The sequence below is a fragment of the Paenibacillus sp. VTT E-133280 genome, from assembly GCF_002264385.1.
Taxonomy (GTDB): Bacteria; Bacillota; Bacilli; order Paenibacillales; family Paenibacillaceae; genus Paenibacillus_AQ; species Paenibacillus_AQ nitricinens.
This window is the reverse complement of record NZ_NFUX01000031.1, coordinates 1-12,721: the sequence shown is the minus strand read 5'-3', so window position 1 is coordinate 12,721 and position 12,721 is coordinate 1. Positions and strand designations below refer to the sequence as shown.

General features: G+C 44.7%; 9 protein-coding genes. 7 read left to right on the top strand and 2 right to left on the bottom strand.

Going from position 1 to position 12,721, the window contains the following annotated elements; genetic code table 11:
• Positions 1-441: 441 nt before the first annotated feature.
• The 3 genes from CA600_RS14900 (at position 442) to CA600_RS14890 (ending at position 3,806) form a co-directional block, all read left to right on the top strand.
• Positions 442-2,406 (top strand): heavy metal translocating P-type ATPase, encoded by a 1,965-nt coding sequence (locus tag CA600_RS14900; protein WP_094870995.1) that lies wholly within the window; start codon positions 442-444, stop codon positions 2,404-2,406.
• A 156-nt stretch (positions 2,407-2,562) separates the two neighbouring features.
• Positions 2,563-3,504, top strand: a complete 942-nt coding sequence (gene trxB, locus CA600_RS14895) for a thioredoxin-disulfide reductase (protein ID WP_042191901.1) — start codon at positions 2,563-2,565, stop codon at positions 3,502-3,504.
• 68 nt (positions 3,505-3,572) lie between these two features.
• On the top strand, positions 3,573-3,806 hold the full coding sequence (locus CA600_RS14890) for a glutaredoxin family protein (RefSeq protein WP_094870993.1): 234 nt from the start codon (positions 3,573-3,575) through the stop codon (positions 3,804-3,806).
• A gap of 147 nt (positions 3,807-3,953) precedes the next feature.
• Here the strand turns inward: CA600_RS14890 and CA600_RS14885 are convergent, their stop codons facing one another.
• Both CA600_RS14885 and CA600_RS14880 read right to left on the bottom strand, forming a co-directional pair.
• A complete protein-coding gene (locus CA600_RS14885; RefSeq protein ID WP_094870992.1) occupies positions 3,954-4,154 on the bottom strand; it encodes a hypothetical protein in 201 nt (66 codons plus the stop codon).
• Positions 4,155-4,365: 211 nt separating this feature from the next.
• Entirely contained in the window at positions 4,366-5,526 is a 1,161-nt protein-coding gene (locus CA600_RS14880; RefSeq protein WP_094870991.1) for an ROK family transcriptional regulator, read from the bottom strand.
• Between the two features lie 376 nt (positions 5,527-5,902).
• On the opposite strand from CA600_RS14880, the gene xylA reads away from it, so the two are divergent.
• The 4 genes from xylA to CA600_RS14860 all read left to right on the top strand — a co-directional run bounded on the left by xylA (position 5,903) and on the right by CA600_RS14860 (position 12,433).
• Positions 5,903-7,219, top strand: coding sequence for a xylose isomerase (gene xylA, locus CA600_RS14875; RefSeq protein ID WP_094870989.1), 1,317 nt, complete (start codon positions 5,903-5,905; stop codon positions 7,217-7,219).
• Positions 7,220-7,426: 207 nt separating this feature from the next.
• Positions 7,427-8,923, top strand: coding sequence for a xylulokinase (gene xylB, locus CA600_RS14870; RefSeq protein ID WP_094870987.1), 1,497 nt, complete (start codon positions 7,427-7,429; stop codon positions 8,921-8,923).
• A gap of 184 nt (positions 8,924-9,107) precedes the next feature.
• Positions 9,108-10,895 (top strand): sensor histidine kinase, encoded by a 1,788-nt coding sequence (locus tag CA600_RS14865; protein ID WP_094870985.1) that lies wholly within the window; start codon positions 9,108-9,110, stop codon positions 10,893-10,895.
• Positions 10,892-12,433, top strand: coding sequence for a response regulator transcription factor (locus CA600_RS14860; protein ID WP_094870984.1), 1,542 nt, complete (start codon positions 10,892-10,894; stop codon positions 12,431-12,433). Before CA600_RS14865 ends, CA600_RS14860 begins: the two co-directional genes overlap by 4 nt.
• Positions 12,434-12,721 lie beyond the last annotated feature (288 nt).

Sequence of the window (12,721 nt, the reverse complement as noted above, 5' to 3'; positions counted from 1 at the left end):
CGGGGAGCTGAAATTGATTTCCGGCGTGTGGTGCTTGGCCCATAACGGCGGTCAGACCTCTTGGGTTAGTTGAATAGATAGGCTTTACTTTTTCATTTCTGATGGTATGATTAAAATATAAGTTGCACTAAGGAAATATAGTTGTACTATTGCAACAATGATTATCATTCTCACTACCCATAGTTATCAATCATGCTGTCCCGGCTAAGCCGGGGCAGCATGTGTCATTTTAGGGGTCTTAATAATGGCTCTCATTCTCATTTGGCAGAAGCAAAACTCCATAAAACAAAGCGGATGCTCACGAAGCAAGTTTTGTTGCGAAGAAAAGTCACATGAAGCTAAGCTACACAAAACAAAGCGTAAGCTTACGAAGAGAGTTTTGTTTCGAAGAGAAATCAAATGAAGTTAAGCTTCACAAAACTTTAAAGGACGGCGATTATTATGCAAGCAACATCAAAACATTTACCCAAGCAGTCATCTATCTCTGGCAGTATGAAAAAGCCAGGTGCTCCAAAGCGTCGGTTCGATCCGCGTGCCATGCTCAGCAATTCTGAAATGCAGGCTGCTCTGGGCAGCGGACTGCTTATGCTTTTTGCTTGGTCAGTTGGTGGATGGTCAGAAATTCTTTCCATAACACTCTATGTCATTTCTTATACGATTGGTGGCTGGAACAAGGCAAAGGAAGGCGTAGAAACGCTCGTCAAAGAGCGAGATCTCGATGTGAACCTATTAATGATTGCAGCCGCATTGGGCGCAGCCTCTATTGGGTACTGGAATGAAGGGGCTATGCTTATTTTCATTTTTGCTCTCAGTGGAGCATTAGAGAGCTATACGATGGAACGTAGTAAAAAGGATATTTCCTCGCTGATGGCACTCAAGCCGGCCACGGCTATGCGCATTGAAAAAGGAAGTATGAATGAGGTCAATATCGACCAGCTGGTGATCGGAGATCTGTTGCTTGTGCGCCCGGGAGATTTGATTCCTGCAGACGGTAAAGTATATGGGGGAGAATCGGCAGTAGATCAAGCTTCCATTACGGGAGAATCGGTTCCTGTAGAGAAACGTGCTGGTAGCGAAGTTTTTGCAGGCACTGTGAATGGAGAAGGTCCCCTTTATATTGAGGTAACGAAAGCAGCTGAGAATACCCTTTTTGCTAAAATCATCAAAATGGTAGAAGAGGCAGAAACGGAAGTTCCAAACTCGCAGCGTTTTATTAAAAGACTAGAAGCCATCTATGCACGGGTTGTCGTTGCCTCGACAGTGGCACTGATTATACTTCCACCGTTTTTGCTGGACTGGAGCTGGAGCGCAACTTTCTATAAAGCGATGGTCTTTCTAGTAGTAGCATCACCTTGCGCTTTGGTCTCTTCCATAATGCCGGCGATGCTGTCAGCCATCTCCAAAAGTGCGCGAAAAGGGGTTCTGTTTAAAGGCGGGGTCCATCTGGAAAATATGGCACGTACAACGGTTGTGGCATTCGATAAGACAGGGACGCTTACAGAGGGAACTCCTCAGGTAACTGATTTTATTGCAGGTGAAGGCTACAGTCGGCACGAGTTGCTAACGGTTAGCGCATCCATTGAGCATATGTCCCGCCATCCACTGGCGGAAGCGATTGTGCGTAAAGCGGAAGAGGAAGGTTTAGAGCTACAGGGAGTAGAGGACAGTAAGACCATCACAGGCTGGGGAATTGAAGGTCAAATCGACGGACGTCTTTGGAGAATCGGAAAGTCTAATTTGCTTGATGAGCTGGCTCCATCTGCTATGAATCCTGAACTAGAGCATTGGAAACTTAAGCGGCAGCAGTTGGCTGAAGAAGGAAAGACTGTCTCCATCATTCTGGACGGTGAGCAAATTGCCGGAATGATTGCTTTGCAGGATACGGTTCGTCCACAAGCAGAAGCCGCAGTGCGGAAGCTGCACGAACTTGGGATTAAAGTAGCCATGCTTACAGGTGACCGTGAGGCTACGGCTCAGGTTATTGCAGGTACAACTGGCGTAGATATGGTATTTGCCGATCTATTACCAGAGGATAAAGTGAAGCATATCAAGGCATTGCGTGAAAAGTATGGTCACGTCGTTATGGTAGGTGATGGTGTGAATGATGCACCAGCTTTGGCGACAGCTACCGTAGGCATGGGTATGGGCATGAAAGGGAGCGGAGCAGCACTCGAAATAGCCGATGTAGTGCTAATGAATGATAATATAGAAGAGATTGCTTCCACAATATCATTGGCACGCCGTTCACAGCGTATTGTGAAACAAAATATGATCTTTGCTGTGACTGTGATCGCAGTGCTTATGATCAGCAACTTTGTGCAAGGGATTGCCCTTCCTTTTGGCGTGATAGGTCATGAAGGCAGTACAATATTAGTGATTCTAAATGGACTAAGATTATTGAGATAATATTTCTTAAAATTAAATTGTTCACAAAATAGTTTCGGGACTTGGGAGTCTGGCATATTGACATATTTGCTTTCAGTTATCATAATTAACACTACATTATAATTATTTTAAATAAGAAGCGACGTCATTGCCGTTTAGCTCAAGGAGGACATAGATATGTATAAATCAATAATTGTTGGTACTGGACCGGCAGGATTAACCGCCGCTATCTATTTGGCTCGTGCCAATTTGAACCCACTAGTAATCGAAGGACCCCAACCCGGTGGACAATTAACCACAACTACAGAAGTGGAGAATTTCCCTGGATTTCCTGAAGGAATCATGGGCCCTGACTTGATGGATAATATGCGTAAACAAGCTGAACGTTTTGGTGCGGAATTCCGTACGGGCTGGGTGAACAGTGTAGAACTTGGAGAGCGTCCTTTTAAGCTGAATGTTGAAGGAATGGGTGTTCTTACTACAGATACATTGATCATTTCCACAGGCGCTACAGCAAAATACCTCGGTATCCCAGGGGAGCAAGATAACGTGGGACGTGGTGTTAGCACTTGCGCTACCTGTGATGGGTTTTTCTTCCGTAATAAAGAAATCGTGGTTGTTGGCGGTGGAGATTCGGCACTTGAGGAAGCGGGTTTCTTGACTCGTTTTGCTTCCAAAGTGACTTTGGTACATCGTCGTGGAGAATTGCGTGCTTCGAAGATCATGCAGGATCGTGTACGCGCAAATGTTAAAGTAGACTGGAACTTGAACCGTACTCCTTTGGAAGTGACTTCGAGCGAAAGAGGCGTCAATGGACTAAAAGTGCTTAACAATGAGACTGGAGAAGAAGAAATCATCGAAGCAAGCGGTGTGTTTGTTGCGATTGGTCACCATCCTAATACCTCTTTCTTAGGTGGACAAATCACAACCAATGCGGATGGCTATATCATGACGAACCCAGGCACTTCCGAAACTAATATCCCAGGCGTCTTCGCATGTGGTGATGTGCAGGATACTCGTTACAGACAAGCGATTACTGCAGCAGGTAGTGGATGTATGGCAGCTATGGATGCTGAGAAATATATCGAAAGCTTGGAGCACAGTGCAGTCATTCTATAATTGGGTTTGAAAAGCCTTCAATGCTACATTGATATCATCACTGTATATCTTTTATAGGAGGTCATATCATGGAGAAAGTAATTGTATATACCTCAACAAATTGCCCTCATTGCCGTCAGGTGAAGAGCTTTTTAAGCGAAAAAGGCGTATCCTACGAAGAACGCAATGTCGAGCAGAGCGATGATTTTGCGCAGCAAGTATGGGACATGGGCGTGAGAGCTATTCCTGTAACTGTAATCGGTGAGCATAAAATTGTTGGCATGAACAAAACGCAGTTCGACAAAGCACTTTCAACTGTTTAATTAAATAAGATTTCCGCAAGGGAATTGTAATAGACCGCTTCCGGTCAGGAGGCGGTCTTTTTTTGTTGTGAGCTTTTAACATATAAAAAATAGTCTGACGCATCTGTGCGCAGACTATTTTTATGAAAGTAGATCTAGAAGTAGAATTTAGGTTTGAGTGAAAGATGTAATGATCTGAAATAGCGCGTATACAGCAACCCCGCTGCCAATAAGAATAAATCCTGATTTCTTTTTAGCTTGAAAAAAACGGAGCACACCGAGGCTGATCAAAGGGGCAATAATGAGCAGAAAAAGCAACACAGTGATGAACATCTGTGCCGAGATATCAGACGTATCAACATAGGTCATGGACTCGCTCTCCATTTCAAAAAAGGGGTTGTAGTGATAAATGTCACACTAGCTTGACCTTTATTATATAGGATTTCTGTTCCTTTTACTGCACTTTTGATTCACTCAAATGCGTCAATTTTACGTCAATTATTTCAAAATATAAGAATGTATATGTTCCACGCTATAAATTATTCTTATATTTCTCACATAAAACGCCTACCGTTATGGACTATAGGGTCACTCGAATGTCGCCCAGGAAATGCATAACAGCAGAGAAACCTGCGCCGATCATCGTTCCACGGCTGCCGAGCTTAGAGAATGTAATTTCGAGTTGCTGCTTATGGTAAGGAAGAGTACGCTCAGCTACAACCCGGCGCAGCGGTTCGCCTAGCCATTCTTCAGCCTCAGACAATGCCCCACCAATCACAATAAGCTCGGGATTGAAGCTATTGATTAGATTGGTCACCCCGATACCGAGATATTCGCCCATCGTTGAGAAGTGATGCAGAGCGTCTTCTTGCCCGCTGGCTGCATATCGAACCAGCTCTGGCGTAGTATGTGCTGGGAGGGAGAGATCGGGATTATCATAAGTTCTCTCAGAAGCATATAACTCCCAACAGCCACGACTCCCGCAACTGCAAGGCTTGCCTTGTGCTTCAATCGTCATATGTCCGGTTTCGCCGGCATATCCTCTTGCACCCTTGTATAGCTCTCCACCAATAATAATTCCAGATCCAATCCCTGATCCCGCACTGATGTAAAGGAGATGCCTTACCTCTCGTGCGGCACCAAAGTTGAGTTCACCCTGTGCACCTGCGTTCGCTTCGTTATCAATGGTGACAGGAACTGAAAATTCAGCTTCCAGTATCGCTCGCAGCTCGACCATTTCCCAGCCAAGGTTGGGAGCGAAGAGTACAACACCATTTTCATCCACCATGCCGGGGACACCTACTCCGATACCGACGATGCCGTAAGGGGATTCTGGAGCATTGATAATCAAGCTTGAGATAAGTTTTTTCATTTGTTCCAGAACGTAAGGGAAATCATGGTTTTCTAAGGAGAAATCGCTTTCGTAAAGAATGCCCCCGCTCAGATCACATAAGACCGCTGTTAGTTGCTTTACCCGCAATTCTATGCCGATTACACTACCAGCCATCGTGTTGAAATGCAGCATTAATGGTTTGCGGCCACCGCTTGATTCCCCAGGTCCGACTTCAGTTACCAATTCTTGCGTGCACAGCTCGGCTACCAGATTGGACACAGTAGCTTTATTCAGTCCGGTCATCTCTGAGACCTTCGCGCGCGAGAGTGGAGAGTGTCTTCGAATGGTATGTAGTACAATCGATTTATTTATTTTTTTGACCAGTGCTTGGTCTCCAGTAACCTTCACAAATCACACATCCTTCTTAAATTATAAGAAAGTATAAGCTTCACGGTATACTTTCTCCTTATAATTCTCGCATAAACGCTTACCGTCCTTAAAAGGACGCTAAAGGCGTTTTAGCTTGGCATTGTTCCCATTTGTTGTATGCCACTTAGTCTAGAGTGATGTGCTGGAAATTGCAATACATAGCGTCTAGAGGGAATTTTCCAACAGGGCTCTCCTATATTTGGGAAGCGGAGAGAGGAGGCTAGATAGGGTCAAAAAAAATGGATATAAAAAACTTTTCAAAACTTTGTTTAACCAATATACAAAGTCCAAAAGATGTGTTAAGATGATCCTGTAAACGCTTGCGGGCGAAGCACAAATTGAGGAGGATTACACAATGGCTTATTTTGAGACAGTGAACAAAATCTCTTACGAGGGAAGCCGTTCCACCAACCCTTTCGCATTTAAATTCTACAATCCTAAAGAAGTCGTAGCCGGCAAAACTATGGAAGAGCATCTGAAATTTGCAATGGCTTATTGGCATACATTAACTGCTGGCGGTTCTGATCCGTTTGGCGCTGAAACAGCAATTCGCAGCTGGAACAAATTGAACGGTCTGGACAAAGCTAAGGCTCGCGCTGAAGCATCATTTGAATTTATGGACAAGATGGATCTGCCTTACTTCTGCTTCCATGATGTAGATATCGCACCTGAAGGCGCATCTTTGCGTGAATTCTATAGCAACATCGACACTATCGTTGATATCCTAGAACAAGGCATGAAGACTTCCGGCAAGAAATTGTTGTGGAATACAGCTAATATGTTCACTAACCCACGTTACATGCACGGTGCAGGTTCTACACCTAATGCTGATGTTTTTGCACACGCAGCAGCACAAGTGAAGAAAGGTTTGGAAGTAGGTAAACGTCTGGGCGCTAGCAACTATGTATTCTGGGGCGGTCGTGAAGGTTACGAAGAATTGCTGAATACAGATATGGGTCTTGAACAAGACAACATTGCTCGTCTGTTCAGCATGGCTGTAGATTACGCTAAGGAAATCGGCTTTGACGGTCAATTCCTGATCGAGCCTAAACCAAAAGAGCCTACGAAACATCAATATGATTTTGATGCAGCAACAACGATCTCATTCTTACAAAAATACAACCTCGACAAGCACTTCAAGCTGAACCTAGAAGCTAACCATGCTACACTTGCAGGTCATACCTTTGAACATGAGCTTCGTGTAGCTCGTATCAACGGCATGCTTGGATCGCTTGATGCCAACCAAGGGGATACATTGCTCGGATGGGATACTGATGAATTCCCAGTGAACATCTACGATGCAACACTCACACTGTATGAAGTACTCAAGAATGATGGTCTTGGCAAAGGCGGAATCAACTTTGACTCTAAAGTACGTCGTCCTTCCTTCGAGCCTGAGGATCTGTTCTTAGCACATATCGCTGGTATGGATACTTATGCAAAAGGCTTGAAAGTAGCTGCTAAATTGATCGAAGACCGCGTATTCGAAGATTTCGTCGACAAACGCTACAGCAGCTTCAATGAAGGTGTTGGTGCGGATATCGTGTCCGGCAAAGCAACTCTGGCTTCTTTGGCTGAATATGCTTTGAACAATGAGAACCCACGTCCTAACCAATCCGGACGTCAAGAATACCTGAGAGCTACACTTAACCAATACATCTTGGCTGAGTAGTGCTTATAGGGAGCTTAAGGCATACGCCTTGAGCGCATTATGAACAAATGCAACGGGGGTTGCTGAAGAGAGCATTCTTCGGCAGCCCCCTTTTTGTTCAAAGAAATTCTAGAAACGCTCACAAAACTAAGTGGATGCTTACGAAGCGAGTTTTGTTCGAAGTAATTCAATGAAGCCTATGCTCACAAAACTTTTAGGAGGTCAAAAATGAAATACGTTATAGGTGTAGATTTGGGCACTAGCGCAGTGAAGACTGTTTTAGTGGACCCACAAGGCAAGGTGGCTTTTGAGCATTCCGAGTCCTACCCGCTAAGCAGACCACAGCCGAACTGGAGCGAACAAAATCCTGAGGACTGGGTAAAAGGCACGCTAGTCAGTCTTCATCGCTTGATTGAAGTATCAGGCATAGACCCATCACAAGTTGACGGTCTTAGCTTCTCCGGGCAAATGCACGGATTAGTTCTGGTCGATAAGGACGGACAAGTGCTTCGTCCGGCCATTCTTTGGAATGATACACGTACTACTGCACAGTGCAGAAGAATAGAGAAGACGCTCGGAGCAAAGCTTATTGAGGTTGCTAGAAACCGTGCGCTGGAAGGCTTCACACTCCCTAAAATTCTATGGGTACAAGAGAATGAACCTGAGGTATTATCACAAGCGCATCAGTTCCTGTTGCCCAAAGACTATGTGCGTCTCCGGTTGACCGGTGATTATGCGATGGATTATTCCGATGCTGCAGGAACGCTTCTATTAGATGTAGGTTCTAAAACTTGGAGTGCTGAAATTGCTGAAGCTTTTGAACTGCCGATTTCCCTTTGTCCTAGACTGGTAGAGTCCTTTGAACAGACAGGAACGTTATTGCCGGATATTGCGGAAGCATCAGGTCTTTTATCATCCACAAAGGTATTTGCTGGTGGCGCGGATAATGCATGCGGCGCACTCGGAGCGGGTGTCCTTGGTGAAGGACGGACGATGTGCAGTATTGGTACATCTGGTGTGGTCCTTTCCTATGAGAGCAATAAAGATTTAAACCTCGAAGGCAAAGTCCATTTCTTCAACCATGGTGAAAAGGATGCCTACTATATTATGGGCGTTACTCTAGCGGCTGGGCATAGCCTTACATGGTTCAAAGAAACCTTTGCGGCGGACAAGAGCTTTGATGAATTGCTAAGTGGAGTGTCCTCCATTCCAGCGGGTAGCGGCGGACTGCTCTTTACACCTTATATCGTAGGGGAACGTACACCTCATCCAGATGCGAATATTCGTGGAAGCTTTATTGGTATGGATTCAGGGCATACGTTGACTCATTTTACACGTTCCGTATTAGAAGGCATTACCTTTTCGCTACGTGAATCTATCGAGATTGTACGTGATTCAGGCAAAGAGATTACAGAAATCATTGCGATCGGTGGCGGGGCTAAGAATGAGGCATGGCTCCAGATGCAAGCAGATATTTTCAATGCATCCATCGTGAAGCTTGAAAGTGAGCAAGGTCCGGCTATGGGAGCAGCGATGTTGGCAGCTTACGGTAGCGGCTGGTTCACTTCTCTTAGTGCATGTGCAGAAGCTTTCATCCGTCCTGCGGATGTATATAAACCAGATCCGAAGCAAGCGGCAATCTATGACGGCTTATTTAACCTCTATCAGGAAGTCTACGGTCAGACCCGTGAACTGAATAACAAGCTGGCAGCATACCGCCAATAAATAAGGACGCCGAAGGTTTATGCTTGATATGTCTGATAAAAAAGGTCTTTCGCATATGGCGGAGGACCTTTTTATGAACATGAAGTTGTTGCCGTTCCTATTTTTCTTCTGTAAAGTATGGGGTATCTCCAGGGCAAAGATAAACTCTGCATGAGATAGTGAAGGTTTCGGGGGGCGGAAGGCCATGTTCCAATGGATGGTTAGGCTGTTGAATGACATCAAAATCCGCAATAAGCTGTTGCTTGCTTTTTTACTCACCACATTACTTCCGGTATTACTGGTAGGTGGTTATCTTACGTTTGAGATGAGGACCATGGCGTTCCAAAGCGCACTGGAACAAGCTTCAATCAACGTAGATCGGGTAAAGAAAAGAACGGAAGAAGTCATCGGTGTCTCTCAAGATATCGCATATCGCCTGAGCAATGATGCACGGTTAAAAAGACTTGCCATTCGTCAGTATGTTAGCACTTATGATGTGGTGGAAGCTTACCGCGATTACTCGGATATGCGTGAGTACCTTAGGTTGTATAAAGATATATCTAACATTCGTTTATACACTGACAATGCGACGCTGCTTAACAACTGGGAGCTGATCAATCCTTCTCCTGCAATTAAGGAGAGTGAGTGGTATCAGAGAGCACAGCGGTACGATAGCTTTGTCGGTTGGGAATATATCGAAGATGAGCGTGATAAGCGGAATTATTTAAGTCTTGTTCGCAAAATCGAGCTGGAGGGCTCCAGCAAAATCGGTGTTCTCGTTATTAATGTGAACAGTCAGCAGCTTGCATCCATACTAAGCCAGGAGTCTTTCGATACGATGATCGTCGATGATCAGGACAATATCATTGCAGCGAACCGGAAAGATCGAACAGGTAAAAAGCTAGCGGATGTTTCTTTTGACACCAAGCTCTTGGGCCAGGGGAGTGGAAGCTATGAAGCAGTAGTAGATGGTGAAGCCTCCAAAATTGTGATCGAGGAGCTTAAACCACAATCTAGCCGAAATGCACTACGAATTATATCTGTCTTTTCCATTGAAAGTATTGTGAAAGAACCCAATCAAGTGATTAAGCTTTCAATTACTGTAGTTGCGATAAGTGTTCTTCTAGCCTTTTTAATTATATATAGCTTCTCTTCGTTGTTCTCACGACGATTGTTACATTTAAGCAGACATATTAACCGAGTCAGTACCGGGGATTTTGATACGACATTAAAAATTGATGGCAAGGATGAAATCGCCCTGTTAGCTCGTCAATTCAATTCCATGGTGCGTAGCGTTAATGATTTGATGTATGAGGTACAGGAATCCAATGCTCAGAACCGTCTTTTAGAACAGAAACAGAATGATATACGATTCAAAATGCTGGCAAGCCAGATTAACCCGCATTTCTTGTTCAATGCACTAGAAGCAATTCGAATGGAAGCTCACATGAAAGGGCAAGTGGAAATTGCTCGCGTAGTACGTCTTTTGGGTAAAATGATGCGCAGTAGCCTGGAGGTAGGACGAAGTAAAGTTTTGCTTAGTCAGGAATTAGAAGTGGTACGCTGTTACTTGGATATTCAGCAATTCCGTTATGAGGAGAGGTTGAAATATCAATTTACCGTAGACCCTGCCGTTGAAACCCTTTACATGCCTCCACTCCTTATTCAGCCGCTTGTCGAGAACGCAGTAATCCATGGACTGGATAATACGATGGAGGGAGCATTTGTGACGGTGGAAGTTATACAAGTTGGAGATCATGCTAAATTTACGATTACAGATAATGGAGTGGGGATATCTCCAATTAAGCTGGAGGAATTACAGAACACCCTTGAGCGCCAGGAAGAGCGTGAAGGTGAGCGAATTGGCCTTCGTAATGTCCATGACCGGCTAAAACTATCTTATGGCGCAGAGTATGGGCTAACGATTGAGAGTAAACCTAATGTAGGAACGGTTATTTTCTTCTGCATACCAATGGAGGACAACAATCTATGATAAAAGTGATGATTGTCGATGATGAGCCGAAGCTGCGGGAAGGACTGCGGAGTCTAATCCCATGGGAGAGACTCGGTTATACGGTGGTAGCTACAGCAGCTAATGGCTTGCAAGCACTTGAAAAGTATCATACCTTCTACCCGGAGCTGATCGTTGCTGATATTCGTATGCCTGGAATGGATGGTCTAGAAATGATTAGTGAGCTTCGAAAAGAAGGCTCAGAAAGTCATGTGCTTATTCTAAGTGGTCATGCGGATTTTGAATATGCTAAGCGGGCGATTGGTTATCGGATTGACGGTTATTTGCTGAAGCCAGTGGATGAGGATGAGATGATCGTATGTCTGGAACAGCTACATGAAACGATCGAGCAGGAGCAGCGGTTCAGTGACTGGAATGAGGAGGAGCCCGCTCGCAATAGGGAAACTTTACTTCGTGCGCTTCTGCAGCCAACTTCAGAGGAAGAACTGGAGGAGGACCTTAGCAGACATGCGGATGCGCTAGGACTCGATCAGGGGAATTATGAAGTCATTCTCATTGCGTTAAGAAAAACAGCTGGTGCAAATGATGAGGATCTCCGGGGAATCAAAATAGTAATGGAACAGTATTTTAGTAATCATCCTAATGCTTCTTTCTTTACGTTATCCCAGTATTTAGGTATTCTCATGAAGGATCCGGACCAGAGCACAAGCAAACGGGAAGAATTATATGAGGGGTTATCTGCAGTGATAGAACCAAAGGGTTACGACTTCATTGCAGTAACGGGGGGAGTAGTACCTCGGCCTGAAATGGCGGGAGAATCGTTTAATTCAGCACGTGAACTAATAAGACGCGCCTTCTTCTTCAAGAAGGGGATCATCATCAGTGCAGATCCTTCAGGGTTTCTGGTGGAGATGAAAGAGGAGAGTGAAGACGCGCAAGAGACAGAGAGTCGTCTGCTGCTTGCGGTAGAGACAGGAAGTCTTGGCGCGATCCGACCGATCGTGCAGACCATCTGTGCTGAGCTTGTATCTGCAGGCAGCGACGAATTGCGAATTAAAGAGACCTTTGTGAGACTCCTTAGTACTGTGCTGGCCCGTCTGGAGCCTACGTATCCGGAAATACGTAGCTATGCAGCAGAGCATTCCCCTCCAATAGGGGAGCTATATCAAAGTTATTATTTATCTGATCTTCAGGATCAAGCTGTCTCATTTCTCGAAGAAATTGCGGGTCAGATGACCAGTGGGCGTGGAAATGAAATAAAGAAGATCATAGAAATAATCAACCGCCGCTACAATGAGAACCTAAAGCTAGAGACCTTGTCCGAGTTGTTTTGTTACAACAGCGCTTATCTCGGCAAAATGTTCAAGAACACGACGGGGGAATACTTTAATACGTACGTGGACAAAGTGCGGATTGAGAAGGCTAAGGAATTTCTGACGCAAGGGATGAAAGTATACGAGGTGGCCGAGAAGGTAGGGTATATGAACCCTGATTATTTCAATGCTAAGTTCCGTAAATATGTAGGAATCTCACCAACTTCTTATCGAAAAAGTATCTAAGGATGGTGTGGTGTTCTTGTCTTGTCTGTTATACCCGTGGCTGAGTTCAGTTGGTTTTCTGAACTTCAGTCCACGGGTCTTTTTTTTGTTTTCCTTACTCCCACCAATTGTACGTGGTGAAGTATTAATGCAGTTAAATAGATACCTGGTTAAGCTTATGCAGGCGGAGATATAATGCATTTTCTTTTGATTTCGGTTCAATGAAATCTGCTGGAAAAGGAGTGAAGAGGAATATTTGGAACTGTAGAAGCGGAGCGCTCGCCTTTATCCTCGGATTTCTACCGCGAG